Origin of the sequence: Megasphaera sp. AM44-1BH (assembly GCF_003467125.1) — a bacterium.
Classification (GTDB): Bacteria; Bacillota; Negativicutes; order Veillonellales; family Megasphaeraceae; genus Megasphaera.
This window is the reverse complement of the sequence record NZ_QSFA01000002.1, coordinates 256,285-283,141: the sequence shown is the minus strand read 5'-3', so window position 1 is coordinate 283,141 and position 26,857 is coordinate 256,285. Positions and strand designations below refer to the sequence as shown.

Here is a 26,857-nt window from a genome sequence, read left to right as displayed (position 1 = left end):
AGCCACGGCTGTACCAGATGTGCGAAGAATCCTCAATACATCGCAGAAAATCTGCTCTCTCGTAACTTTCATGCTGATACTCCTAATGAGAAATGGTTGACCGATGTGACAGAATTCAAGTGGTATGAGGATTTTGTTGTGCATAAAATGTACTTGAGCGCCATCCTTGACCTTTATGATAGGCGAATCGTATCCTTTGTTATGAGCGAACGTAACGACAACCCATTGGTATTCAAAACATTTGACAAGGCGATAAAAGCCAATCCAGATGCCCATCCGCTGTTTCACAGCGACAGAGGCGTTCAATATACGAACAGGAAGTTTCATCACAAGTTGGAAAAACAGGGAATGACCCAGAGCATGTCCCGTGTAGCTCATTGCATTGACAACGGACCTATGGAAGGATTCTGGGGCATCCTTAAGCGGGAGATGTACTATGGTAGGCGTTTTACCAGCAAGTGGGAACTTATGCGTTCGATAGAAGCATATATGTATTATTACAACCACAAACGTGTGCAACGTAATCTCGGCATCCTAACACCGATGGAGAAACATACCTTGTATGTAGCTGCATAAAAAGGCCGGCAGACGAATCTGCCGACCAAAAAAATCTTATATTTTTTATTGTCCTCTTGACGGGGAGCAGTTCATTGTATACGCCATAGGTTTCGTGGTGCAGTTTCAATAAGGCTGCCACAATACCCAGCCCCAGGCCATGACCGCCAAAAATACGCTGGGATTTGCGGGTCCTGGCAGCATCTACCTTGTAGAAAGGTTCCCAGACGCGGCTGAGATCCTGCTCCGGTATCTGGATTCCCTGATTGTAGATGCTGATTGTATAATAATCACCGGAACGCACAGCAGAAAGGACGATGCGCCGGCCCTTTTCCGTATAATCGATGGCATTGGAAAGGAAGTTGCTGAGAACCGTATCAATCCGTTCGGGATCGGCGTAGACGACCATTTCCTCCGGCAGGCAACAGGAGAACTGAATGTCTTTTTCCTGCATGACCCCTTCGAAGCGGCAGTGCGCTTCTTCTACGAGAGCCCGGAAATCAAATTCCGTCATATCGATACGGAATGTCCCCGTTTCCAGCCGGGACAGGTTAAGCAGGTCTTTTACGAGATGATCCATTTTCATCGTCTCGCTGTGTATGACCTTGCAGTAATGCTGCCTCGTCGTTTCATCCACATCGAGACTGTCCAGCCCTTCGGCATAGCCCTGGATAAGAGCCAGAGGGGTCTTCAGCTCATGAGACACGGCAGAAATGAATTCCTTACGCATCTTTTCCACTTCATTGGCTTTTTTCAGCTGTACTTCCAGTTCGCTGTTCGCCTGTTTGAGTTCCGTAAGGGCCGTGTCCAGCTGGTCTGACAAGTTATTGAGGCTCTGCCCCAGTTCGCCAATTTCATCATTGCGCGTATCAGTCCACTTATGGGAAAAATCGAGGTGGGCCATGGCAACGGATAATTTTTTCAGATGTATCAGCGGCCTTGTCACGGCGTTGGTAAACAGAATTGATCCGATGATAGCGACGAACAGCCAGACGACGCCGCACATGGCAACGAAGTTCTGCACGACGACGACCGTCGCTTCCAACGGTTCCAGCGGCTGAGAGACGATGACATAACTCTTCTGGCTTTCATCTACGGGATAGACATAACTAATGAAACGCATATGGTCGTCCCGGCCATCGATATAGATTTCATTTGTTTCATTGCGGCTCAAGGTTTCACCATTGAACAGCTTGCGCATAATGGTAACATGCCGTGGTTCTTTCATCGGCGACTCATCCCCATCAGGATTGAGCCTTTGCAGTCCTGGGGCAGTAAATACCTGCTGTCCCTCAAACGACGGCTTTCCCAGTACGGCTTTCCGGTTTGGCATGGACGAATAGACGAGATGCTGATTGTCCACGATATAAATGACAGAACTGTTCTGCTGACTCAGGCGGTCAAACTGTTCTGCCTTATCCGTTCCTGCTTCCCGGTACATACGGCCAATGTCCTTGGACATAGAGATAAGTGTATCTTTTCTGTACTCCAGATAAAAGGTTTTAAAACCTATGCCGATAGCCAGCATGAGCAGCAGAGCCGATATGATCGTAAAGGCAGCAAGGAGAAAGCACGTTTTTTTACGCAGTGATATTTTCATCATTTCGACGCTTCGTAACGGTACCCGTAACCACGCACAGTTTTAATTACATATCCTTTATCACCCAGTTTGATGCGCAGTCTGTTAATATGCGTATCGACAGTGCGCAGGTCGCCGTAATATTCGTAATTCCATACTTTATTGAGAATCTGGCGGCGGCTCAGGGCCTTGCCGGCATTGGTCATGAGATAGTTGAGCAGTTTATATTCCGTCGGGCTGAGATCGACATTTTTGCCGTCAATGACGACCTGGCGGGCATCGCGGTCGATAGATACGCCTTCTGCCGCAGCCTGGGGCTGTTCTTCTTCAGCCTGTACACGGCGCAGCAAGGCTTTTATTTTGGCTACGAGTATTTTCGGGCTGAACGGCTTGGTGATATATTCATCGACACCCAGATCATAGGCAAAGAGCTGGTCAATCTCTTCTCCTTTGGCGGTGAGCATCATAATCGGTACCGTCGATTCCCGGCGTATTTCACGGCAGACCGTCCATCCGTCATAGCCGGGCATCATGACATCGAGAAGAATCAGATCCGGATGTTCTGACCGGTACTTTTCCAATGCTTCTTTTCCGTCACCAGCCTCTACGATTTCATAACCTTCTGGTTTTAAAAAATCAATGACCAGCTGCCTCATCAATTGTTCATCATCGGCAATCAGTATCTTTTCCATAATCTTCTCCTATTCTGTTTTTATAATCTGCCAACGTTCCGGCAGTTTTAAAAGCAACTGCTGGATATCTTCCCCGCCAATCGACAGATGCGGTGCGATTTCCTGCAGTGGCACGAGGACAAAAGCCCGCTGTGTCAGGTAGGGATGGGGCAAAGTCAGTTCTGCCGTCCGGCAGGTCACATCAGGGCTGTACACGAGATCGATGTCTATGGTACGGGCTCCCCATTTTCCGTGACGTACCCGGCCCAGCGTCGTTTCTATCGACTGGCAGTCCCGGAGAAATTCCACGATAGGGAGCGACGTTTCCACCAGCGCAGCCGCATTGATGAACGGCGGCTGGTCTTCCTTTCCCCATGGCGGCGTTTCATAAAAGGATGATACAGCAGCCAGGTGCACTCCGTCAAGAGCGGAAATAGCATGAACTGCCTGCCGGAGCGTCTCTTTCCTCCTGCCCAGATTGGCTCCCAGGCTCAGATAGACCCGGATCACGACCGGCTCCGCCTGATGACAAAGGTCACATCGTCGAAATGACCATCAATAGGAGCCTGGGGTTTGTGCAATGTCACTTCCACCGCCTGTATCCTTTCATAGGTACGAAGGACCGTATCGGCTATGACAGCAGCCACTTTTTCAATGAGTTTATACGGTTTTCCTTCGACAATTTCCTGTACTGTCGTATAGACGGCACTATAATCCACCGTATCTCTGATGCTGTCACTTCGTACGGCATCGGTCGTATCCAGCTCCATGACCAGATCGACGGAAAAAGGCTGACCCTTTCTCGTCTCTTCCGGAAATACGCCGTGATAACCGTAAAAATGAAGTCCTTTTAATACAATTTTATCCATAGGAATCTCCTTATCCTCTTACTCCGGCCGAAGAGCATCGGCCATTTTACACATACGGGCTATAGGCCCGACGTCATGGATGCGGACGATGGCCGCCCCATCGAGCACACCGGCTACACAGGTAGCACCGGTCCCTTCTATGCGCTCTGCCACGGGAAGATCCAGCACTTTGCCAATGAACCCTTTGCGGCTCGTACCGAGAAGCAGCGGGTATGGCAGTTCTGTCAGTTCGCTGAGATGCTTCATGACATATAGATTCTGTTCAAAAGTCTTGCCGAATCCAATGCCTGGATCGGTAATGATGTTGTCGCGGCTGACGCCGGCAGCATCGGCAATGGCCACAGACCGGGCAAAAAAGGCCTTCATATCGGCCATGATGTCGCCGTATTCCGTCCCATCCTGATTGTGCATGACAATGACCGGCACATCGAACTCAGCGGCTACAGCTGCCATCTCACCTGGTTCCGGGGCATACTGCAGCCCCCAGATGTCATTTATAATATGGGCACCACAGGACATGGCATAATGGGCCGTTTCTGCCTTGTACGTATCGACCGATACGGGGAACGGACACTCTGATACGAGGCGGCGCAGGATGGGTTCCAGCCGCCCTATTTCTTCCTCTGCCGAAATAGGCGTAAATCCCGGACGCGATGATTCAGCCCCGATATCGATGATATCCGCGCCGGCTGCCACCATATCTTCCATATGGCGCAGAGCCTTGTCCACATCATTCCAGGTCCCGCCGTCAGAAAAGGAATCGGGCGTATAATTCAGTATGCCCATGATCAGTGTCTTTTCCCCGACGGTCAGCGTCTTGCCGTCTTTCCAGTGATAGGTACGTCGTTGTCTCGTCATTCCTGTGCATCCCCCTCCATGAGCAGTTTCCAGGCCTGATGGCCCGCTTCGGTGCCATCGGCCAGACATCCCAGACCGGCCTGGGTAATAATATCCGAATCGCCGCCCAGATGATTGCGCATAGAAAGGCATAAGTGGGTCCCTCTGACAATGACCAGAGCTCCCCGCGCTCCCAGGCCGTCCTGCACGGCTTTGCAGATTTCATAAGTAAACCGTTCCTGAAGCTGTGGTCTGCGTGCCAGCACATCTACGACTTCGGCAAAATGGCCGAACCCGGCAATCCTGCCTTCTGCAGGGTAGTATGCGATGTGGACAGTACCGAAAAACGGCAGCAGGTGATGTTCACACATAGAATAAAAGCGGATATTCCGTACGGCAACCAGTCCGTCCGACTGGGTGGGTATCAATTCACCCCAGCAGTCTTCTGGGTCCTCCCTGAGACCGGAGAAAAAATGAGAAAAGGCCATAGCCACACGGTACGGTGTTTTTTCCATGCCAAGCTGCTTCAGGTCCAATCCCAGGGCCTGCAGGAATTCTCCTGCAGCCTGTACGGCTTTTTCATTTACTTCAGCCTGATTTGGCATGTGTTTAGAAAAATCAGTCATGGATATACTTCCTTACATTGTAATATAATACGTCGCAATAAAAATGAGGCCGCCGACAATGATCATAAACGGACTGGCATACTGCTGCAGCGTTGTCTGTTCGTGATACAGATAGATTTCTTCCGGTTTCTGCGGATTATAGCGCAAATCCACCGTATCGCCAGCTTCAAAGCTCCATTCACTATTGCCGAAGGTATAGCGCGCTGTATACTGTTGTTCTCCTGCCTGAAAGCGGATAACAGGATAATACATATCGCCGCTCTTGTTTTTCTGTACGTCAAACTGCACCACTATGCCCGTAGCCGGGACCGTACAATGTCTCGTCAGGGCACGCAGCCGCCAGCCATGCCAGGTGCCGATACCGATGAACAGCACGCCAAGGACAGCCGGTACATAATAAAAAATACTCATTGCGCCATGTCTCCTTTTAAGAGGAACCGCTTCCTCTTTTTTCATCTGTCTCTACATGTGTCTTAAAATATGATACAATAAAAAGCTGAAAGTATCTAGTGCAAACTTATATTGAATGAGGTGCAAGATGTCAAAACGTTTTATTCGCTCCATTAATTATATGCGCGGCCTTTGTATGCTCGGGGTCATTGGTATTCATGTCGGCTCTGTAGCCCTTCTCAATCCCTCTCCCAATCTGGGACTAGTGGCCGTGCTGGAAATCCTGTCCCGGTTTTCCGTCCCGGCTTTCTTTTTCCTGTCTGCCTTCGGCATGTTCCTCAGCCAGCCGCTGAATCAGCCATTTGTATATAAAGATTATCTGAAGCGCCGTCTGCGTACCGTCCTGATCCCTTACCTTTCCTGGTCCGTATTTTATATGCTGTACGTTTCGGTCATCGGTCATAATTTCACCTTATTCCATCCCGGGCAGTTCATCCGCACTCTCTGGTACGGTCTGGCCATGTATCACATCTATTTTCTCGTCATTCTCCTATGGTTCTATTTTCTCATGCCTCTCTGGCGTTCCCTATTGCGCTGGATGGACAAAAAACCGGCTCTGTCCTTTACGGTTCTCTTTTTTGCCAACATGATATTCAACTTTTATTCCAGCTATATCTGGAATTTTCATTTCACCAGCCCGGTTTTGCAGGACGCTTTCACATACCGCCTGAACTATGTCGTCCTTCATTATCTGTTCATCTTCCTGTTCGGCGCGTTTACAGCAGAACATTTCTCCGCCGTCTGCAACTGGCTCAAATGTCATGGACTTATGGTCAATCTCTTCCAGGGCCTTGCCACAGCAGGCATGCTCGCCGCTTATTATGGCATCATGTACTATAAAGGCTACGATGCCCTGTCTGCAGTATTCACCATTCATCAGCTCAGCCCTGTCGGTATGATCTATACCCTGTCTACGATGCTGTTCTGCCTGTACTGGTGGCAATGCCGCCCTGTACCGCATGTCGTAGACAAAGTCTTTTCTCTCCTTGGGGACTATTCCTATCCCATCTACCTGGTCCATCCCCTGTTTCTGGGACTGCTCACCCGGCTGGCCGGTCATTACCATATCTTCCTGCGCAGCCTCTATATCATCGCCATCTACTGCATAGTGACGCTCCTGGCCATCGCCTTTTCCATCATCGTCACTAAAGCTCCCCTGCCGCGGTGGCTGCGCATCTGCATTAAAGGGAAATAACTAAATGACATAGGGAATGCAAAAAGAGAAGCTGCCCGTTACGACAGCTTCCTTTTTGTTATTTATTGAGTTTTGCCAGTACTTTCTGCAACACTTCATCGGCCATGCGGGCCCGTGCTTTGATGACATTATTGCCATTCTTGATGGATTCGGGATAAAAACTGCTCTTATACTTGCTCTTTTTCGTCTTTGTCACCATTTCCTTGAGCTGGATAGTCTGTTCATCCACGTTGTAGACATAGGTGCAGTAATCAGTGGAATCACCGGCCTTTTCTACCGTACGGAAGGTCAGGGTCTGCATGCCTGCAGGATAGGAAATTTTTGCTGTACTCATATCAATGGTCGTAAACTGATTGTACTGCCATACTTCTTCCTTGGCAAAAGCCGTAACAGACACAGCCAGGGATAAAACCAGGGCAGCCAGTATTTTTTTCATCTTCAAGAAGAACACCGCCTTTATGTTTTCTGTGAACTATTGTTTGTTCTATTATACCATATCTTTTCCGCCGTCTGTCAATGGCTGGAAAACTGGGACAAAACTGTAACCGGGAGATGACCGGTCAGCGGTTATCAATGGATTCCGGATAGAGGTCGTGATGAGACAGGCGCTGCCATGCCACTTGTTCCCACGGTGTGCCGGGCCGGCCGTAGTTGCAGTACGGGTCGATGCTGATACCGCCGCGGGGCAGGAATTTCCCCCATACTTCGATGTATTTCGGATCCATGGCGTGGATCAGGTCATCCATGATGATGTTGACACAGTCTTCATGGAAATCGCCATGATTGCGGAAACTGAACAGATAGAGTTTCAATGATTTGCTTTCTACCATGCGCTGGCCCGGTACATAGGAAATGTATATAGTGGCATAATCGGGCTGTCCCGTCATGGGGCAGAGGCTGGTGAATTCGGGACAATTGAATTTGACAAAATAGTCCCGGTCGGGATGTTTATTGACAAAAGTATCCAACAGAGACGGATCGTAATCAAAGGTATAGGTCGTATGCTTATTTCCCAGAGAGGTGACTCCCTGTAATTCTTCTTTCGTGCGGCTCATGAATAATCTCCTTCCTACAAAAAAAGTGCAAGAGTGGGGCGCGAACTGAAAGTAGTACGCGCGACGGCTCTTACACTCTGTTTACCAGATGACTCTGCCGAGGACGTGATCGATGGGAACCGGTCCGATAAACCGGCTGTCGCTGCTGTGATTGCGGTTGTCGCCCATGCAGTAGACGTATCCTTCCGGCACCTGGATTTCCCCTTTCCGGCTGTATGTCATGGGTTCATTAATATACGGTTCATCCAGGGCCTCGCCGTTGCGCCAGACCTTTCCATCATGGAAAGCCAGTGTGTCACCGGGGCGGCCGATGACCCGTTTGACCCAGACATTTTTCGTCTGGAAGCGGGAGCTGAACAGGGCCAGATAATTGTCCATCGGTTCGGCTACATCATCTTTCCACGTACGGGGATAGCCGACGCGGCTGTCGATGATGACGATATCGCCGTAATCTGGCACATCGCCCATGATATGGCCCATTTTGGAAATGATCAGATATTCGCCATTGTGCAGGGTCGGTACCATGGATTCACCAGAAACCCGTGTGGGCTGCAAAAAGAATATATGGATGACCATGGCAATGGCCAGTGCTATAACAATGGCATAAAGCCATTCCAATATTTCATGCAATACTGTATTCACTATGTGTTCCTCCTTGCGTACTTATATATTGTAGCAAAGAGACCTTCATAAAGCAAGCAGTATTTGCCATGCCCTGTGATAGAAACAGGCGTCTTACAGCTGTTCCAGAAGCCATGGAATACGGCTTTCGCCTACGACGGAAATCCCCTCTTTCCGGAACAAAGCCGCCGTCACACCGTCGCCAGCGGTCAGGGTGCGCGTAAACGTACCATCGTAGATGCGGCCACTGCCGCAGGACGGGCTTTTTTCTTTGAGGACGGCCCAGCGGCAGCCGTAAAGCCGGGCCAGTCGCAGCGCTTCCCTGGCTCCCCGCTCATATTCGGCAGTCACATCGCGGCCGTCCCGGGTAAAGACGCCGCTTTCTGACCGTTCGGCTGCCGGACGCGGCGTGGCCAGTCCCCCGGCCTGCTCGGGACAGACCGGGATGAGTACCACATCCTCCCGGCTGCGCAAAGCGGCTATTTCCGGATAGTTCCGGCACTGCCCGTCATAGCGGCATGACTGTCCCAGCAGGCAGGCGCTGATGATGATATAATGCATAAAAGGCATCTCCTTTCACGTTATGAAAGACATATTTATATAATAAATTTCTTATATCAAAATTAAATTTTGTATCGCAGCATTGTTTTTAGCAGATAAATGACTCATAATAACCTGTAAACCGCCTTGTTTACAGTATTTTATCTTCTCTGCTCCCCATTTTCGCAAAGGAAAGAATTATTAAAACTAGATTAAATTTCATATTGTGAAATTGAAAAAGTCATTTCCAGATACTATAATTGGAGCCGCAACAAAAAGTATCTGTGTTTTTAAGAGAGGGGATCATCCAATGAAAACGAAACAGCGCAATACAGCTGATCTGTTAGTCGAATGTCTGGAAGAAGAAGGCGTTCATTATATTTTTGGCATTCCCGGCGAAGAAAACCTGGCCATCATGGAAGCGCTGAAAGATTCAAAAATAGAATTCATCACGGTCCGTCATGAACAGGGTGCCGCCTTCATGGCTGACGTGTACGGCAGACTGACGGGAAAAGCCGGTGTCTGCATGGCGACTCTCGGACCGGGGGCGACGAACCTCATCACCGGCGTCGCCGATGCCGACTGCGATGGGGCACCCCTTGTAGCTATTTCCGGCCAGGTCGGCACGGACAAGATGCATATCACGGCCCACCAGTATCTGGATCTTCGTTCCATGTTCGAACCAATCACGCGCCGCGCCTATACAGTCGTTCGTCCCGATACGATGTCGGAAATCACGCGGCTTGCTTTCAAATACGCTGAACGGGAAAAGCCCGGTGCTACCTTCATCGACCTGCCAGTCAATATCAGCAAAATGCCTGTCGGTGACGACGAAAAACCGTTGCAGCGCAAGACCATCCAGCCGGAAACGGCCCTGGAAGCGCAGATTGAAGCCGCAGCATCCATGATTTCCTACGCCAAAAACCCGGTCATTCTCGCCGGCAGCAGCGTCATCCGCAGCCATGCCACGGAAATGCTCACCAAATTTGCAGAAAAGCTGAAACTGCCGGTTATCAATACCATGATGGCCAAAGGTGCCATTCCCTTTGACAATCCCTACTCTATGTGGACCGTCGGCATCCCCATGGACGATTACCAGACGAAAATGCTGGAAAAAGCCAGCCTGGTCATCGCCATCGGCTACGACATCATCGAATACGCCCCGGCTAAATGGCACATGTCCAACGCCGATATCATCCATATCGATACCATGCCTGCCGACATCAACAAAAATTACCAGCCTGAAGTGGAAGTGGTCGGCAACATTCCCGATGCACTGGAACGGATCATGGACAAGGCAGCCCGCCTGCAGGAACCGGTACCGTTCCTCAATCTGCGGAAACGGATGGTTGAAGAACACGAAAGCTATGCCCAGGACCTTTCCTACCCCGTCAAGCCACAAAAAGCGCTCATCGACTGCCGCCGCGTCATGGACAAGGACGATATTGTCATCTCCGACGTAGGGGCCAATAAAGTCTGGATTGCCCGCCATTATAACTGCTATAAGCCCAATACGTGCATCATCTCCAACGGGTTCGCCACTATGGGTCTTGCCGTCCCCGGCGCCATTGCCGCCAAATTAGTCCATCCAGACAGAAAGGTACTGGCCATCACCGGTGATGCCGGGTTCATGATGAACTGCCAGGAATTTGAAACGGCCCACCGTCTGGGAACAAATTTCGTCACGCTCATCTTCAACGACCGTAGCTACGGCCTGATCAAATGGAAGCAGGACATGCAATACGGCCATCACGAATACGTCGATTTCACCAATCCCGATTTCGTAAAATTTGCCGAAAGCATGGGGGCTGCCGGCTACCGCATCGAAAAGACGGAAGACTTGCTGCCGACGCTGATCAAAGCATTCAAACAGGATAAACCGGTCATCATCGACTGCCCCGTTGATTATAGTGAAAACATGAAACTGACTCATCATCTGGAAGAATTGATGAAAGAACTCTGAGAAAAAGCTTCTTATAAAAAAATGCCGCTATGAACGCGGCATTTTTTTTGCATTTTCCAGCATGGCCAGCAATGTATCGGGCAGATTTTCGTCCTGTCCGCTGTGTCCGAAAATAACGGCGATTTCAATGGAACTGCCGTGCTGCCATGCCAGAGCATAGACAGACTCTGTAAAATAAGACTGGTTGACGAGCAGCCTGTGCCGCAGCCGGCTTTCATAGAACATCGTACCCCGTACTTTCCGTGCCGTAAAGGGCTGTACCAGCTCCCATTCTGCCGGAAGGGATGTGCGCAGACGGTTATTGGCATGACTGGCCAGTGTCTGCGCAGATGGACGGCTGCCTATATCGCGGAGATAGGAATTGACCTGCTGTCTGCCATCTATAGCTGCTTCCACCTGCCATATATCAAGACTGTAACGCAGCATGTATCCGTATTGGAAATTGGCATCATCCTTTTCCACAATCTGCCAGCACACAGGTTCGGCCGGATAGATTTCCTCCATCATTCGTACGACATCATTGCCATAGGACCGGGCCGTCAGAAACGGCTGTGTACCTTCCTCCATAATGATATCCGGCGGTACGGTCACGATTCCCCAATTATCAAAGCGCGTTTCCACGCCTTTATCTTTGTCCTTTGCCATAACAGGCAGGCTCAGGCAGATAAGAGCCAGAGCCAGAATACACCATTTACCCTTCACGAGCTACCCTTCTTTCTGATATTGCTTATACGTATAGTCCATTTTACCGTATTTTTTTCATAAAGTCCAATGACCTGGCCCGTCCTATCTATTTTGTGTACAATATGATACAATAAAATAAAAAAGAATTGTGAGGGAAAACATGATGGATTTCACACTTACCCTGCAGTCCTCTGCAGAAACAACAGAAAAAGTCACGGAACAGAATACGGCTATCCGCTATGCCAGCGGCACAGCCCCTGTATATGCCACGCCTGCCCTGGTAGGACTCATGGAACACGCCGCCGTCCTGGCCGGTGATTCCCAGCTGCCTGAAGGATACAGCACTGTCGGCATCTCCATGAATGTCAAACACCTGTCGGCTACACCTATCGGCCTTACAGTCCGGGCCAAAGCCGTCCTCACAGAGCAGGACAGACGGAAACTGACCTTTACCATCCAGGCCTGGGATGACGCAGGTCTCGTCGGGGAAGCCGTCCATGAACGGTTCATCATCGAATCGGCACCCTTTGTCGCCAAGGCAGAAAGTAAACTGAAAAAATAATTCCGTAAAAAAAGAACCCCTCAGGAACGGATCATCGTTCCTGAGGGGTTCTTCTCTATCTGCATCCCATGCCATATCTACCCTTTGCCTTTATCCATTTCATGTTGCAGATGGACCAGATCCTGCAGAGTAATATGATCGACAACATCATTGATTGCCGTAGACAATTTCTTCCACACATACTCTACAGCGCACGGCGGCAGATCGGGGTTGGGTTCCGGGACAGGTGACAGATCACCTTCCATCAGACGTAGTATTTCACCTATAGTATACTCTTCAGGCGGCCGTGCCAACCGGTAGCCGCCAGCAGGACCGCGGGCACTGCATACCATACCGCCCCGTCCCAAACGTGTAACAATCTGTTCCAGATACTTCTCGGAAAGATGCTGGTGATCCGCTATTCCTTTTATGGAAATATAGCGGGGCTCCTGTTCGCGCATAGCCAGTTCCAGCATCAGACGTAATGCATAACGACCACGGGTAGATATTTTCATGGAGATTACCTCTTCTCACTACTGGGTAATAACGGCTAAGATATCTCCTGTCTTAACGTTATCACCGACCTGGACACGGATTTCATGAAGGGTCCCGTCAGCTGTGGCAGTAATATCGTTCTGCATTTTCATCGCTTCCAGTACGACCAGTACGTCACCGCGTTTGACAGCCGCACCGCTTTCTGCCTTGACTGCGGAAATCTTGCCCGGCATAGGAGCTTTTACCGTGATGGCTCCTTCCGGAACCGGGCCTTTGGGAACAACAGGTGCTGCCGGAGCTGGCTGGGCTGCCGGTGCCTTCTGTACAGGCTGCGCGGCTGGAGACGGTGCCGGAGCCGGGGCAGGAGACGCCGGTGCAGATGGTTTTTGAGGGGCGCCAACTTCTTCTACTTCTACTTCATAGGTCTTGCCATTGACAGTTACGTTAAATTTTTTCATTATACTAATTCCTCCTGGAGTCCAATTTCTCTTATCTCATACCAGCCAGACGGCCTGCCATGACCCAGCCATGATTCTGATGGGTCCTGGCTGTATCCCGCCGTATCGACCGGATGGCTGCCGGGTTGTAACCACAGGCGGCAACGGCAGCCATGATGACGGCTACGACTTCAGGCGGTATTTCACTATCCGATGGGATATCTTTTGTATCTTCTGCTTCTTCCCCAGCAGGCTGCAGTGGTTTTTCTGCCGTATTTTCCGGCACTTCCCCTACAGCCGGTTCCGCTGGTTCAGCAGTCGCCGCAGCTGCTATCCCTTGAGCAGCCGGAACCGCAGCTATCTTTTCTTCTGATGCGTTCAGACGTACCAGAAGGCCATCCCGTTCCTTCTTCAATGTTTCTACGTCAGAAGCCAGGGCTTTTATCTTGCTGTTTAAAATATACCAGCCGAGCAGGAGCAGCACAGCCAGGGCAATCAGGGCCGCTAATACGAGTTCCATCGAAATGGCTGATGTTTCTTCCATGACCTGATTCCCCCTTATAACGGAATATTACCGTGTTTCTTCTGCGGCCGGTCTTCCCGCTTGCTGTAGAGCATAGCCAGGGCATTGATGATGCGCGGACGCGTTTCTTTTGGATCGATGACGCAATCGACGTAGCCGTGTTCTGCCGCTTTGTACGGTGTCAGGAATTCCTTGATGTATTCCTGCTTTTTGGCTTCTTTATCGGGATCGCGTTTGAAAATGATATCAGCCGCCCCATCGGGTCCCATGACGGCTATTTCCGCTGTCGGCCAGGCAAATACCATGTCGGCGCCAAGCTGGCGGCAGCACATGCCGATATAAGCACCGCCGTAGGCTTTGCGCGTGACGACTGTCACTTTGGGAACCGTCGCTTCGCAGTATGCATAGAGCAGTTTGGCCCCGTGGCGTATAATGCCGCCGTGTTCCTGATTGATGCCAGGCAGGAATCCCGGCACGTCCACGAAGGTAACGACTGGGATATTGAAGGCATCGCAGAAACGGATGAAGCGGGCAGCCTTGTCGGACGCGTTGATGTCGAGGCAGCCGGCCAGGAATTTTGGCTGGTTGGCAATAATACCTACGCTCTGGCCGTCGAAACGGGCAAAGCAGGTAATCATGTTCATGGCATAGTTTTCCAGTACCTGATAAATCTCCCCGTTATCGACGCAGGATTTGATGACATCGACCATGTCGTAGGCTACGTTGTCGCTGTCGGGAATGATGGAATCGAGGGATTCATCCATCCGTCCGGGATCATCGGACGAATCATACACGGGAGCTTCTTCCATATTATTGCTGGGCAGGAAATCGAGCAGGTATTTGATCTGCTGGATGCAGTCTGTTTCGTTTTCGCAGGCAAAATGCGCTACGCCGGAAATAGTATTGTGCGCTACGGCACCACCCAGGTCCTCTGCCGTCACTTCTTCCATGGTAACCGATTTGATGACCTTCGGTCCCGTAATAAACATATTGCTTGTATTCTTGACCATGTAGATGAAATCGGTCAGGGCCGGACTGTAGACAGCACCACCGGCACAAGGTCCCATGATGACAGAAATCTGGGGAATGACGCCGGATGCCTTGGTATTATTCATAAAGATGCGGCCAAATCCGGAAAGAGCATCGACCCCTTCCTGTATGCGGGCACCGCCGGAATCATTGATTCCGACAATAGGAGCCCCCATTTTGAGTGCCATTTCCTGTACCTGGCAAATCTTGTGGGCATGCATTTCCCCGAGAGAGCCACCTTCGACGGTAAAATCTTCTGCATAGGCAAAGACGAGGCGGCCATTGACATTGCCGTATCCCGTAACGACGCCGTCGCCGGGGATTTCCTTCTTTTCCATGCCAAAATTGGTGCAGCGGTGATGGATAAACTGGCTGATTTCGGTAAAACTGCCTTCGTCAAAAAGCATATGCAGCCGTTCCCGGGCTGTCATCTTCCCTTTTTCATGCTGTTTATCAATTTTTTGCTGGCCGCCGCCCATTTCTATCGTATCAAGCTTCTGATGCAGGAGCTCAATCTTTTCCTGAACTGTTGCCATAATGCACCTCCAATACACTTTATCGCATAGTTATTATATTTTATCATATTTCCCATGTTTTTACTACGGTTATTCTCTATTTATTATAATACGAATCCACTAATCATTCCACAAAAATTTGTAAATACGTACACCATGTCATCATAAAGAAAACAAAGTACCGCGACAGCTGGCATACAATGCCAACTGCCGCGGCAGAAAACGGACTCAACATATAGAAACTTGAATATAAACAAAGCCCCTTCAGTCAGCCTGGCTGACAGCTTCCCCTCATGGGGACGCCACTTTCCCTGCAAACCATCCTTTCCTACTGATGGAGGAAGAATTTTTTTCCTGCTTCTGTTTCACACGTGAGGTCACAGTCGGGAGACAGGGTATGACCATCAAGAACGTAGACGACGGCACGGCACCAGTCGCGGATCATCGCTTCTGAGAAATGCAGGAGGTAGGCCACGTCCACAATATAATCCAGCTGATCATTATAAATGCGGTCATCGATGGCGGCCAGCATGAAGAACCAGAAAACTGTATCGTAAGGAGCAGACTCGGGAACACGGATATCATAATAGCTGCTGCCGGTAGCATTTGGTTTAGAAATAGAAAAACTATTGTTTTGAACATAACCATATACATTATTTCCCATCTCACACCGGGAAAAAATAGATTCTGCTACTAACATGTTGATATAGGGATTATCGACGTATGAAGAAAGCCATTCAGGACCTACAGGAACACAAGGAACGCTTGAACTAGACCTATAAGGCCATAAATATTTTTGCAGGCGTTCTACGGTTGCCTTAAATTTCACCATTTTCATTTGTGCTACTTCTGCGTTTTGTTCGTTATCTGCCATGGGTATTCTCTCCTTTATTCTGTCTGTACTTGTGTCTATTTTATCTCATAATCAGGATAGCTGATTTTCTGTGTTGCCTGTATTTCTCTACTTGATTTCCTGTGTTGCCTGCATTGACTTTCTTATACGCTCGATGAAAGACAGGGATTCTTCTCTGCAGGACCGGGCTTCTGATACGAGAGGGCGTGTCGAGACATCGATATCAAAGGTCGCATGTCTCAGTTCTTCCCGGGCCGCATCCTGCAAGCTGTGTGTCGAGACGTCGATATCGAAGGTCGCCCGTCCCAGTTCTTCCCGTGCCATATCCAGCAGGCTGTGTGTCGAGACATCGATATTAAAGTTCGCCCGTCCCAGTTCTTCCCGGGCTGCATTCAGCAGGCTGTGTGTCGAAACATCGATATCAAAGGTCGCATGTCCCAGTTCTGCCTGGGCTGTGTCCAACAGCAGCCTCGTCGCTACGTCGATATCGAACACGGCTGCTCCCAGTATATGCTGGGCTTCTTCGTACAGGACCGCTGTTTTCTGTTGCTGTTCGTCACTCAGCTGGCTTTGAAAGGCTTCAGATACGACGTACGGCTTGTCCTGTTTTTTATTCTGCCGTACCGGTTCCGGTGGTTCTTCCGGCATTCTCAACGGTTCCGGCAGGTCAACCTGTTCAAAGACAATCCCCTTTTCTTCCAGTTCGTCTGGCGATGCAACGTCGATCTGGATGCGGGGTCTGCCAAGAATGCCGATATAGGTCCGCTGCACCACATCAGATGGCACAGTAAATTCCTCACCGCAAAGGTATATGACCGGTACGCCGTCACCGATGAGTTCATCCAGATCTTCCTGGGTGAAAGCTGTCATTTCCCCGTGCTGCCAGATGGATTCGTCGGCCGTCATCTGCCGCAGCAACGCTTCTTTTTCCTGCCGCCGCTGCATCCGTGTCACATCTACGGTCGTTTCCTTCGCTTCCCAGGCGACGCCCAGGAGATGGCACAGCTGCTGTTCCAGATCCGGGCTTTCCGCCGGCAGGGACTCTACGGACGCGGCCAGTTCATCAAAATACCGGTCCCGCAGCCATTCTGCCAGTTTGCCGTCGAGAAAATATCCCAGTACATGGGGCCAGTCGAAATGGTCCCGCAAATCTTCCAATGTCCGCACTTTGGCCCCGTCGGCCATAGTGAGGGCATATTTTATTTTTTTTACCATAGGTACACTCCTGCATCAGAAAAAACTGAAAATGCTCTTAAGACCATTCTTGATTCCTCTGGCAACCGCCTTTGCCCCGGAATACAGAGCATGGCCCACGCTTTTGGCGACGCGGACAGCCGTTTTGGCAACGGTTTTGACGCCGCTGTACACGGCTTTTCCCACAGTAGAACCAGCCAGACAGCCGGTCAGGCCACCTACGATGCCACCTACGACGGCACCGACGCCGGTCCCGATGACGGGAATCCACGAAAGCATGGCGGCTCCTGTAATGGCGCCTTCAACCATACCGATACTGCCGGCGATATATCCGCCAACGGTCGATACGGTAACGCGGCCCATGGCGTCAATAGCCTCCATTGCCGTCAGTTCGCCCTTGGCGGCACGGTAGCAGATTTTTACCTGCTCGATGCCGGCCCAGGCCAGGGGCGTCAGGACCGCGACCGGCGTTCCTCTGGCCAGTATGGGAATGAGATTTTTTTCCACACCGACTTTGAGAGCCCCGGCGGCAGCCGCCTTGATCCCCGTATCGGCGCCGGTCGTGATAGCTGTGCGGACTACTTCTTCGCCGTCGATTTTTTCTCCCTTCAGCGCTTTTCCCGCCAGATGGAATCCCGTGGCCAGGGCCGCGCCGGAAATGCCTGCCAGAGCCGCCTGTTTGCCGATATGCAAAGCCAGGGAACGGGTATTGAAGGAATTCCAGTTGTCCTGAGCCAGACGGCGTCCACGCTGGACGCGTTCCTGCATGGCCTTGGCCTGTTCTTTGCCCAGCGGCCGGGACCGGACGCCATCGGGGCTTTCTATCGTATCGGATACGTGTTTCCCCGGCGAGACGTGCTGACGGACGTCACTTACCTGCCCTTTCGGTACCAGGGAGCGCTGCCCCCGGTAGTCGCCGTGCTCCAAATAGGACGCCGTGGCCTCAGCATTGCGTCCGAATTTCAGCTGATAGCGCCGTACCGGAGTCTGCACCTTCAGACGCGTATCGCAGATGACGACATCGACGGAGTTTTTTCCATAGGCCGTACCATCGGGCTGGAGTACATCCGCACGGTACGGGGAGTTTTCCAGTGCCGCCGTCCGGTTAAAGGAACTGACTTGCTGCTGTTCGGCAATGAATCCGTCGAGATTGGGGTTCATATTGACTGAGCCATTCTGTTTCATGATTACCTTGAGCATAGCCTGATTGTTATCGGCCAGTACATCGTCTATGCGCTGCAGATACTGGCCCATGGCTGTCACACCGACGCCGACAGACGCCTTCTGAATTTCATCGGCGAGCCATGATTCCTTTGTCTGCCCCGCCGCACAGGCCTTATCCAGTGACGTTTTACGCACCTCAGCCTGTTCTATTTCGCGCACGATGTCCCGGCTCATAGCGGCTATGTCATCCTTACTGTACGATGGAAGTTCTTTGCCCAGTGTTTCCGTCAGCCACTCCTCGGTACTCACGGCCGGATCCTTTGCCCCGTAGGAACGGAAGAACCGTTCCATGACTGGCCGCATCTGCCGTACCATGTCTTCGCCGCTCATCTGACGGGGCTGTTCTTTTTCTTCCATGGCCCTGCTCCTTTCTATGCCGAAGCATTTTTGAACTTACGCTGTTTATAGAGAGATTCCATCTTTTGCAGGGAATCCTTCATGATTTCTTTCAGAGAATGAGTCTGGCTGACCGCTTCCAGGATGCCGTCGGTAGTAATCGCATCTTCTCCTTTGGCAAAGGCTGCTTCGATGCTGTCCTTGACGACGCCTTCGATATCAGCGCCGCTATAGCCATCTGTCCGGGCCGCCAGCCGGTCCAGGTCGATGCCTTCCAGATCATCGGGCCGCCGTTTCCCGATGTGGATGGAAAAGATTTTTTTCCGTTCTTCCTTATTGGGCAGGGCCACATAGAAGATTTCATCGAAACGGCCTTTCCGCAGCAGTTCCGGCGGCATACTGGCGATATTATTGGCTGTAGCCACGACGAAGGCCTGACTGTCTTTTTCCTGCAGCCACGTAAGGAACGTCCCGAACAGACGGGTTGTCACGTCTGCTGCGCCGCCGCTGCCACCGACTCCGGCAAAGGCTTTTTCAAGTTCATCGATCCATAGTACACACGGCGCAATGGCTTCGGCCAGGCCAATGGCCTTGCGCATATTGGCTTCCGATTCACCGACGTATTTGCCCATGAGGCGGCCCATATCGAGGCGCAGCAAGGGAACGCCGAAGAGTTTGGCCGCCGCCTTGGCATTGAGAGATTTGCCGCATCCGGGCATGCCGGCAATGAGGACGCCTTTTGGCATATCGACACCAAAGGCAGCAGCGGCCTCCATATTGCGGAAAATCTTTTCCTTTCTCTGGAGCCATTGTTTCAGGCTTTCCAGTCCACCGATATCATCCATGCCTTCTTTGAGGGGAATCATTTCCAATATGCCCGATTTCTGTACGACCTGCTTTTTCTGCTCCAATATGAGCGATAAATCGGACCGGGTGATTTCCCCGTCATCAGACAGGGCCAGTGCCAGGATGGTATTGATTTCATACTCCGAAAGGCCTTTGAACATCTGTGCCAGTTCGCGGATGAACTCCGGCAGCATGTCCACTTCCTGATCGTGACAGAATTGTTCAATCACACCACGGATGTCCGACACGGTCAGGTATTCGTCGTGGAGGATGGTCAGAAACGGATCCAGCTCGCCGGGAATGCAGACCTCAGAAGACACGATGACTATATTGAAATCGGGCAGAGAGCCATTGCTGATCCGCCGGGCCAGGTATTTCAGCAGTTCGATGACGGTCATCTGATCCTTGAAAAGGGGGACGTCTTTGAGGACCAGGACAGACCGCTGCAGGGACAAAGGGTCATCGATAAGTGTCCGCAGAATATCTTCTAGTGGCGCCTCAGCTTGCATGAGCACCTGATTTTCAAAATAGCCGCGCACATTCCATTCCTCTATTTTCCGGCCGCCGGCGACGGACCGGATGAGTGCATCGGCTTTATCTTCTTCATACGTGTTGAGGTAAATGATGGGAAATCCTGCATCCATATAGCGGATGAATTGTTCTTTTATATGCTTCATTTCGGGCAATCCTCCTTAATATCTGTATACGCGTTTTGTATTCGCTGCAACGTCTGGATAAAGGCCTGCCGTAACGGTTCCGGCCCGATGATGACGATGGCATCGCCCTGCATGAGGAGCCAGCGGAAAAAGCCGGAGATGCTCACGGTCACTTCCACCAGCACGGTATCTTCCTCCCAGGAAAGCACCGTGTGGGCGGGGATTTTATCGAACAAAGCTTCTACCGCGCTGTTCTTACAGCGCAGGGTCAGGCGTACAGGTTTTCCGCCGAACATAAAGGGCGTCGTCGAGCGCAGGCGGCGGAGAGAAAACGCGTCTTCCTCCGGCAAATGACTTCCCCCGTGAATAACATCGAAGGAACGGATGCGGTCGAGTCGGAAAAATGCCGGTCCCGTATGAGCCGTCCCTTCTACAACGGCGATAAGATAAAAATATCCATCGGAAACGACGACCGACAGGGGAAACACGACATGAGACGTCCGCATGTCGTCGCCGCGGCTGTAATGAAGGCGGATTTTCCTGTGATCCCGGATGCATTGCTGCAGGTCCCACTGGGTCTTTATGATGGCCTGGTGATGGGCCGGTTCATGGTAGCCGTCCAGTTCTTCTTCCAGCAGCTGGGAAAATTCCGTCTCATCCCGGGGCGACAGCAATCCGCACAGAGCCTGTACCAGCCCTTCCATTTCATCGAGACGCAGTGCCCGGCTCCCGAGCAGGATTTTCAGGATGGTCAGCGCCTCCATGCTCTGCAACGGGCGATGCTGATAGTGGCTCAGGATATAGGACCCTTTCTGACGGTCCCAGAGCAGCACGGCCGGACTGCGGGCTTCGGAAAGGACAGCACGGATAGATTGCATGTCCCGTTCAATGGTCCGCTCTGTCGTATTAAATTCCAATGCCAGACTCGTCTTATTCAGCCATTCGTGTTTCAATAAACGGCAGAATACGAGAAGTATCCGTTCAGCTTTATCCATACAATCTCCTTTCGTCCCTATAGTATCATAAAATTACGACATATATTGTCGCTAAAATCATAAACAATCTGTAACATATAACGTTTTTGTACGTAAAAAATCCCTCAGGACAGGCCATACTCCTGAGGGACTGACAGACTGAATATTATTTTTTATAATGTTCGTGCCACTGATGATGGAATGTGCCTTCCCGGTCGGTGCGCTGATAGGTGTGTGCCCCGAAGTAATCACGCAGAGCCTGTATCAGGTTGGCTCCGACGCGGGGACTGCGGTAGGCGTCGAGGTATTCCATAGCATTGGCAAAAGCCGGGATGGGAATGCCTTCCTGTACAGCCAGGCATACAATCTGGCGCAGACTTTCTTCATTGGCATTGATCTTCTCCAGGAAGAACTGGTCGAATATCAGGTTTTCCAGATCCCGATTTTTTTCATAGGCTTCGGTGATTTTATTGAGGAATTCAGCCTGAATGATGCAGCCGGCCCGGAAAATAGATGCGATACGGCCGTAGTCGAGATTCCAGTGGTACGTTTCCGATGCGCTGCGATAAAGAGAAAATCCCTGGGCGTAGGCCACGATTTTTCCCGTATACAGGCTGCGCCGTACGGCTCCGATGAATTTTTCTCCTTTGACAGGCTTATGTTCCGGTCCGGAAATGACCGTTTCTGCCATGTGCCGCTGAGGCAGGTTGGACATGACACGGGCATTGCAGGCGGCGGTAATCATAGAAATATCGACGCCCTGTTTCAGCGCTTCGATGCTAGTCCAGCGTCCTGTGCCCTTCTGTCCTGCCGCATCGACGATTTTATCGATGACCTGTCCGCCCGTTTCGTCATCTTCAGCAAAAATATCGGCGGCGATGCCGATGAGGAAACTGTGCAGTTCCCCCTGATTCCACTGATGGAAAATATCGGCGATTTCTCTGTTCGTATAGCCGCCAACGTTTTTCAGCAGCAGGTACGACTCGGCAATGAGCTGCATGTCCGCATATTCGATGCCATTATGGACCATTTTGACATAGTGGCCGGCACCGTCGCTGCCGATATAGGTGCAGCAGGGCTTGCCATCACTGGCCTTGGCTGCAATGGCTTCATAAATGGGCTGGATTTCCGGATACGTGTCTTTATTGCCGCCGGGCATGATGGACGGGCCGCGACGGGCACCGGTTTCTCCGCCCGATATGCCCATGCCATAGAAATGGATACCCTGCTTGTGGCAGTATTCATAGCGGCGGCGCGTATCCCCAAAATAAGAATTGCCCCCATCGATGAGGATATCCCCCTGGTCGAGGAGAGGGATGAGCTGGTCAATCATGCTGTCTACGGGCTTTCCTGCCATGATCATAAACATGATTTTACGGGGCCGTTTGAGGGACGATACGAAATCCTGCAGGCCGTAATAGGCGGTAATATGATCGTGGGGCCGTTCTTTGACAAATTTTTCCGTCAGATCCGGTGTATAGTTATAGACGCTGACCGTAAATCCATGATCTGCCATATTGAGGGCCAGATTGCTGCCCATGACAGCCATTCCAACAACGCCGATATCATGTAAATCCATTATGTATTCGCTCCTTTACCACTGACTTTGTTCCCGTCAGATTTTTTTCTGGTACTCCGTGATTTCTGCAAATTCATCCTGCAGCTTCAGATACAGCCGGGCAAAGATACTGTACAGTTCCTGGTATGTTGCCACGTTTTCTGCTATCGGTGTATACACTTTTTTCGCATGGACCAGATGGGCCGTATCGGCAATGCTGTCTAATCTGCCGCTAGCAATAAATCCCAGTGTCGCCGCGCCAAACGCCGCACCTTCGCTATTGTCGGGAAGAGTCAGTTTTTCGTTGAGCACGTCCGACAGAATCTGCAGCCAGAGGCGGGACTTGGTAAAGCTGCCACTGACCCGGATATCGCGGATATCGCCGAACTCCCGGAGGGCCAGCATGACACTGTTCAAGCTGTAACAGATACCTTCCATGACGGCCCGGATGATGTGGGAACGGCTATGATTGAGGGAAAAGCCAAAGAACATACCCCGCAGTTCCGAATTCCAGTAGGGTGCCCGTTCCCCTGTAAAACAAGGCAGGCAGATAAGACCGTCGGCGCCGGCATCGACGTGTTCGGCCTTCATGGTCATGAGGTCATAGGGGTCGATATCCAGGTCTTCCAGTTTACTTCCGCCGTAATGGCAGATTTTGTCGCGTACCCAGCGCAGAATCATGCCGCCGTTATTGATGGCACCACCGGCAACCCACATATCATCGGTCAGATTATAACACCAGGTGCGCATCTGCGGATCTGTCTTCGGCTGTCTGGTCAACATGCGCAATGCACCGCTGGTGCCGATGGTCGCACTGAGCTGACCCGGCTGGACGGCACCAATGCCGACGTTGACCAGGACGCCATCGGTGGCACCGATGACGACGGGAAGACCTTCCGGCAGATGCATGGCTTCGGCGGCTTTGGGAGCCAGGGCGTGCATGTACGTCGTGGAAACGACAGGTGGCATATAGGACTTGTCAATGCCGGCATAAGAAAGGATTTCATCATCCCACCGGAGTGTCCGTTCGTTATACATACCACTGGTGCTGGCCGTCGATTTATCGATGACCCATTGGCCAGTCATGTGGTAAAAAATATAATCCTTGATAGAGCCGACGTATTTCATCTGACGGAACAGATCCGGCTGATGGCGTTTGAGCCAGAGTACCTTGGCCAGTGGATAGCAAGCATGGATGGGGCAGCCCGTCCGTTCATAAAACGACTGGCACAGTGCCGGGTCTTTTTTCATATCGCGGACAATATCGGCACTGCGGCTATCTGCCCAGGTCTGCATGTCCATGAGCGGTTCCAGATGTTCATCGAGCCCGGCAAAGCTGTGCATGACCGTACTCAGGGCAATCCCTGCCAGTTCTTTATTCTTATAGCGGAGCTGGGCTGCCGTTTTGCTGATGACTTCTTCTACCGATTCATATATCTGGAGCGGGCTTTCTTCGGCCCAGTCCGGGTGAGGCGTCAGGAGCGGATAAAAGGCTTCCGACGAACACACATTCGTCCCGTCTTCCGTATAAGCAATGGCCCGCACTCCCGTCGTTCCTACATCGACACCAATCCATACTTCCTGATTGGATGATTCCATACTCATAATTATCTTCTCCCCTTCCGTATATCACAGGGTTTCGCTGATGGCCTGTCTCAGACCGTAAGGGCCCCTACAATATCGGTAATATGTCTGATACCTTCTTCTTCGCAATACTGAGCCATCCCCTCTGCGATTTCCTGTACCGCCCGGGGATTGACAAAATTGTACGCTCCTACGGCAACAGCGCTGGCTCCGGCCAGCATAAATTCGATGGCGTCCTGCCAGCAGGCAATGCCACCCAGACCAAGAATTGGAATCTGCACGGCCTTCGCCGTCTGCCATACCATGCGCAGGGCGATGGGCTTGACGGCCGGACCGGAAAGGCCGCCTGTAATATTCCCCAGCAGGGGGCGTCGTGAATGAATATCGATAGCCATACCCGTCAGCGTATTGATGAGAGATACGGCATCGGCACCGGCTGCTTCTACGGATTTGGCCATGACCGTAATATCCGTCACGTTCGGTGATAATTTCACGATGACCGGCTTTTTCGTATGCGTTCTGACCTGTTCCGTTACGGCCGCCGCTGCCCTGGGATCCGTTCCGAATACGATGCCGCCTTCTTTGACATTGGGACAGGAAATATTGACTTCCAGCCCGGCTACGCCATCGACATCGAGTGCTTCGGCCAGCCTGCCGTATTCTTCAGCTGAACCGGCAGAAATATTGACGATAAGAGGCGCTCCCATATGCCTCGTTTTAGGAAGAATATCGCGTTTAAATACATCCAGTCCGGGATTTTCCAGACCGATACAATTGAGCATGCCCGATGGGGTTTCTGCAACCCGTACGCCGGGATTTCCTGCTCTCGGCAGTGGTGTGATTCCCTTGGAAATGACAGCGCCAATTTCACTGAGGTCGAGGAAATCACTGTATTCCACGCCGAATCCAAAGGTTCCCGAAGCTCCCATGACAGGCGTTTTCATAGGGATGCCGGCGAATGTTACGGCCAATCGATTTGTACTCATCAAAATACCTCCTTCGCCGGGAATACCGGTCCGTCTGCACACACCTTATGCCGCCTGCCATCGATTTTGCTGGCAAAGGTACAGCCGAGACAGACGCCGATACCGCAGGCCATGCGTTTTTCCATAGATACTTCACAGGAAATATCCGCCTTTGCCGCAGCCTCTGCTATGGTTTTCATCATCACCGTCGGCCCGCAGACGGAAATGCGGTCTATGGAATGGTCTTTAAAAATCGCAGGCAGAGCCTGTACAGCAAATCCCTGTATGCCCCGGGACCCATCATCGGTCGTCACATAGATATCCTCGGCATAGGGTTCAAAAAACCGTGTCCAGAACGTTTCTGCCGCGGTTTTTCCAGCCACGAGAACTACCGGATGATCCAGTTTTTTTGCCAGGAAAATAAGCGGTGCCAGCCCGACGCCACCGCCAGCCAGCAATGCCCTGCCCGGACTCGTCGTGAATACGCCATTCCCCAGAGGGCCTTCCACGTTCAATATATCGCCGGGATGCAGCCTGGCCAGTTCCTGCGTTCCCGTACCGACGATGCGGTAGATGATGGTAACCGTCCCCTGTGAAGATGCATCGACGATGCCGAAAGGACGGCGCAAAAACGTCGTACCGCCATCATAGTGTACGTTGACAAACTGCCCCGGCCGCGCATTCCGGGCAATCTGTGGTGCATGGAATTTCATCTGCCATACGGCAGGGATAATCGCTTCATTCTTTACTATTTCAGCCTGCTCCAGATAGTTCATAAGCAATGCCTCCTACAAAAAGTTTCCCTGGATTTCTCCTTTCCCTATTTTACCATAGATGCAAAAAAGATGGAAAAAAATAGTAACTGTCTTGTATGAAAAAAATACTGCGTTATCCCCCGGACCGTGTAAAAAGCGGCACCATCGGTGTCGAACTGCCTGGCATCACGACGCGTCTCGTAGATGAAAATGGTAGTGACGTATCCGATGGCTGCAAAGGACAGCTCCTGGTCCGCGGCGGAAACGTCATGCAGGGCTACTGGCACCGGCCGGAAGAAACGGCCCGGACGCTGGCCGGCGGCTGGCTCCATACCGGTGATATAGCCGTCAGGGACAGCGACGGATATCTGCGCATCGTAGACCGCCTGAAAGAAATGATTATCAGCATGGGAGAAAACATTTATCCCCGGGAAATCGAAGAACTGCTCTACGAATACCCTCATATCAGAGAGGCTGCCGTCATCGGCGTTCCGGACAAGCTCCGGGGGCATGTCGGCTGCTGCTATTATACGGTAGAACCGGGCGCTGCCGTCGATAAGCGGGCTCTGAAAAAATATCTCCAACAGAACCTGGCCTTGTTTAAAGTTCCCCGTATCTATTATGAAATAGACGAAATGCCCCGCCTGGCCACGGGAAAAATTGCAAAAAAAGAATTGGAACAACGTTATGCCAGCAAACAATCTTAAGTTCTTACAATGTAAAACGC

The 26,857-nt window shown here is 51.3% G+C and carries 30 protein-coding genes; 5 read left to right on the top strand and 25 right to left on the bottom strand.

The window, feature by feature from the left end; genetic code table 11:
* Nucleotides 1–576, top strand: a 576-nt coding sequence (locus tag DW949_RS13715; RefSeq protein ID WP_199595727.1) for an IS3 family transposase, incomplete at its 5' end; no start/stop codon positions are given.
* On the opposite strand, the gene DW949_RS03525 is transcribed toward DW949_RS13715, so the two are convergent.
* From DW949_RS03525 to DW949_RS03495, 7 genes are read right to left on the bottom strand one after another with little or no spacing between them, the layout of a single operon-like run.
* Nucleotides 467–2,158 carry a HAMP domain-containing sensor histidine kinase gene (locus tag DW949_RS03525; RefSeq protein ID WP_118021888.1) on the bottom strand — a complete coding sequence of 564 codons (1,692 nt, stop codon included), beginning with the start codon at nt 2,156–2,158 and terminating at the stop codon, nt 467–469. The two genes, DW949_RS13715 and DW949_RS03525, sit on opposite strands and share 110 nt — an antisense overlap.
* On the bottom strand, nt 2,155–2,826 hold the full coding sequence (locus DW949_RS03520) for a response regulator transcription factor (RefSeq protein ID WP_118021887.1): 672 nt from the start codon (nt 2,824–2,826) through the stop codon (nt 2,155–2,157). Before DW949_RS03520 ends, DW949_RS03525 begins: the two co-directional genes overlap by 4 nt.
* Nucleotides 2,827–2,835: 9 nt before the next feature.
* Entirely contained in the window at nt 2,836–3,315 is a 480-nt protein-coding gene (gene folK, locus DW949_RS03515; protein ID WP_118021886.1) for a 2-amino-4-hydroxy-6-hydroxymethyldihydropteridine diphosphokinase, read from the bottom strand.
* A complete protein-coding gene (gene folB / locus DW949_RS03510) occupies nt 3,312–3,674 on the bottom strand; it encodes a dihydroneopterin aldolase (protein ID WP_118021885.1) in 363 nt (120 codons plus the stop codon). Before folB ends, folK begins: the two co-directional genes overlap by 4 nt.
* 18 nt (nt 3,675–3,692) lie before the next feature.
* Nucleotides 3,693–4,532, bottom strand: coding sequence for a dihydropteroate synthase (gene folP, locus DW949_RS03505; protein ID WP_118021884.1), 840 nt, complete (start codon nt 4,530–4,532; stop codon nt 3,693–3,695).
* Entirely contained in the window at nt 4,529–5,137 is a 609-nt protein-coding gene (folE, locus tag DW949_RS03500; protein ID WP_233539472.1) for a GTP cyclohydrolase I, read from the bottom strand. Before folE ends, folP begins: the two co-directional genes overlap by 4 nt.
* Before the next feature lie 12 nt (nt 5,138–5,149).
* On the bottom strand, nt 5,150–5,548 hold the full coding sequence (locus DW949_RS03495; protein ID WP_118021883.1) for a DUF3592 domain-containing protein: 399 nt from the start codon (nt 5,546–5,548) through the stop codon (nt 5,150–5,152).
* Nucleotides 5,549–5,675: 127 nt separating this feature from the next.
* Here DW949_RS03495 and DW949_RS03490 point away from each other — a divergent pair, with 127 nt between their 5' ends.
* The gene (locus DW949_RS03490; protein WP_118021882.1) at nt 5,676–6,782 is read left to right on the top strand and encodes an acyltransferase; all 1,107 of its coding nucleotides are present in this window, start codon (nt 5,676–5,678) and stop codon (nt 6,780–6,782) included.
* Nucleotides 6,783–6,840: 58 nt separating this feature from the next.
* Here DW949_RS03490 and DW949_RS03485 read toward each other — a convergent pair whose 3' ends face one another.
* From DW949_RS03485 to DW949_RS03470, 4 genes are all read right to left on the bottom strand, one after another.
* Nucleotides 6,841–7,218, bottom strand: coding sequence for a hypothetical protein (locus DW949_RS03485; RefSeq protein WP_233539478.1), 378 nt, complete (start codon nt 7,216–7,218; stop codon nt 6,841–6,843).
* A gap of 124 nt (nt 7,219–7,342) precedes the next feature.
* Nucleotides 7,343–7,837 (bottom strand): preQ(1) synthase, encoded by a 495-nt coding sequence (queF, locus tag DW949_RS03480; protein ID WP_118021880.1) that lies wholly within the window; start codon nt 7,835–7,837, stop codon nt 7,343–7,345.
* Nucleotides 7,838–7,918: 81 nt separating this feature from the next.
* On the bottom strand, nt 7,919–8,479 hold the full coding sequence (gene lepB / locus DW949_RS03475) for a signal peptidase I (RefSeq protein ID WP_118021879.1): 561 nt from the start codon (nt 8,477–8,479) through the stop codon (nt 7,919–7,921).
* Nucleotides 8,480–8,572: 93 nt separating this feature from the next.
* Nucleotides 8,573–9,019 carry a DUF523 domain-containing protein gene (locus DW949_RS03470; RefSeq protein WP_118021878.1) on the bottom strand — a complete coding sequence of 149 codons (447 nt, stop codon included), beginning with the start codon at nt 9,017–9,019 and terminating at the stop codon, nt 8,573–8,575.
* A 289-nt stretch (nt 9,020–9,308) separates the two neighbouring features.
* Between DW949_RS03470 and DW949_RS03465 the strand changes: the two genes are divergently transcribed.
* Nucleotides 9,309–10,961 (top strand): acetolactate synthase large subunit, encoded by a 1,653-nt coding sequence (locus DW949_RS03465; protein WP_118021877.1) that lies wholly within the window; start codon nt 9,309–9,311, stop codon nt 10,959–10,961.
* 27 nt (nt 10,962–10,988) lie between these two features.
* Here DW949_RS03465 and DW949_RS03460 read toward each other — a convergent pair whose 3' ends face one another.
* Nucleotides 10,989–11,663: a hypothetical protein gene (locus tag DW949_RS03460; protein ID WP_118021876.1), complete on the bottom strand. Its 675-nt coding sequence runs from the start codon at nt 11,661–11,663 to the stop codon at nt 10,989–10,991.
* 145 nt (nt 11,664–11,808) lie between these two features.
* On the opposite strand from DW949_RS03460, the gene DW949_RS03455 reads away from it, so the two are divergent.
* On the top strand, nt 11,809–12,207 hold the full coding sequence (locus tag DW949_RS03455) for a thioesterase family protein (protein ID WP_075582300.1): 399 nt from the start codon (nt 11,809–11,811) through the stop codon (nt 12,205–12,207).
* Between the two features lie 77 nt (nt 12,208–12,284).
* Here DW949_RS03455 and DW949_RS03450 read toward each other — a convergent pair whose 3' ends face one another.
* The 13 genes from DW949_RS03450 to DW949_RS03390 all read right to left on the bottom strand — a co-directional run bounded on the left by DW949_RS03450 (nt 12,285) and on the right by DW949_RS03390 (nt 26,151).
* Nucleotides 12,285–12,701: an Rrf2 family transcriptional regulator gene (locus tag DW949_RS03450; RefSeq protein ID WP_118021875.1), complete on the bottom strand. Its 417-nt coding sequence runs from the start codon at nt 12,699–12,701 to the stop codon at nt 12,285–12,287.
* An 18-nt stretch (nt 12,702–12,719) separates the two neighbouring features.
* A complete protein-coding gene (locus DW949_RS03445; RefSeq protein ID WP_118021874.1) occupies nt 12,720–13,139 on the bottom strand; it encodes a biotin/lipoyl-containing protein in 420 nt (139 codons plus the stop codon).
* 31 nt (nt 13,140–13,170) lie between these two features.
* On the bottom strand, nt 13,171–13,662 hold the full coding sequence (locus DW949_RS03440; protein WP_118021873.1) for a hypothetical protein: 492 nt from the start codon (nt 13,660–13,662) through the stop codon (nt 13,171–13,173).
* 14 nt (nt 13,663–13,676) lie between these two features.
* Entirely contained in the window at nt 13,677–15,206 is a 1,530-nt protein-coding gene (locus DW949_RS03435) for an acyl-CoA carboxylase subunit beta (protein WP_059077428.1), read from the bottom strand.
* Between the two features lie 307 nt (nt 15,207–15,513).
* Complete coding sequence (locus DW949_RS03430; RefSeq protein WP_118021872.1) at nt 15,514–16,059, bottom strand: hypothetical protein; 546 nt, start codon at nt 16,057–16,059, stop codon at nt 15,514–15,516.
* Nucleotides 16,060–16,146: 87 nt separating this feature from the next.
* Entirely contained in the window at nt 16,147–17,253 is a 1,107-nt protein-coding gene (locus DW949_RS03425; RefSeq protein WP_118021871.1) for a hypothetical protein, read from the bottom strand.
* A 15-nt stretch (nt 17,254–17,268) separates the two neighbouring features.
* Nucleotides 17,269–18,813, bottom strand: coding sequence for a hypothetical protein (locus DW949_RS03420; protein ID WP_118021870.1), 1,545 nt, complete (start codon nt 18,811–18,813; stop codon nt 17,269–17,271).
* A 14-nt stretch (nt 18,814–18,827) separates the two neighbouring features.
* Nucleotides 18,828–20,315, bottom strand: a complete 1,488-nt coding sequence (locus DW949_RS03415) for an AAA family ATPase (RefSeq protein WP_118021869.1) — start codon at nt 20,313–20,315, stop codon at nt 18,828–18,830.
* Nucleotides 20,312–21,289 (bottom strand): YafY family protein, encoded by a 978-nt coding sequence (locus DW949_RS03410; protein ID WP_118021868.1) that lies wholly within the window; start codon nt 21,287–21,289, stop codon nt 20,312–20,314. Before DW949_RS03410 ends, DW949_RS03415 begins: the two co-directional genes overlap by 4 nt.
* Before the next feature lie 145 nt (nt 21,290–21,434).
* A complete protein-coding gene (gene gnd / locus DW949_RS03405; RefSeq protein WP_118021867.1) occupies nt 21,435–22,847 on the bottom strand; it encodes a decarboxylating NADP(+)-dependent phosphogluconate dehydrogenase in 1,413 nt (470 codons plus the stop codon).
* 36 nt (nt 22,848–22,883) lie between these two features.
* Entirely contained in the window at nt 22,884–24,425 is a 1,542-nt protein-coding gene (locus DW949_RS03400; RefSeq protein WP_370448711.1) for a gluconokinase, read from the bottom strand.
* A gap of 56 nt (nt 24,426–24,481) precedes the next feature.
* A complete protein-coding gene (locus DW949_RS03395) occupies nt 24,482–25,396 on the bottom strand; it encodes a dihydroorotate dehydrogenase (protein ID WP_118021865.1) in 915 nt (304 codons plus the stop codon).
* Nucleotides 25,396–26,151 carry a dihydroorotate dehydrogenase electron transfer subunit gene (locus DW949_RS03390; protein ID WP_118021864.1) on the bottom strand — a complete coding sequence of 252 codons (756 nt, stop codon included), beginning with the start codon at nt 26,149–26,151 and terminating at the stop codon, nt 25,396–25,398. Before DW949_RS03390 ends, DW949_RS03395 begins: the two co-directional genes overlap by 1 nt.
* Before the next feature lie 95 nt (nt 26,152–26,246).
* Between DW949_RS03390 and DW949_RS03385 the strand changes: the two genes are divergently transcribed.
* Nucleotides 26,247–26,837, top strand: coding sequence for a class I adenylate-forming enzyme family protein (locus DW949_RS03385; protein WP_118021863.1), 591 nt, complete (start codon nt 26,247–26,249; stop codon nt 26,835–26,837).
* Nucleotides 26,838–26,857 lie beyond the last annotated feature (20 nt).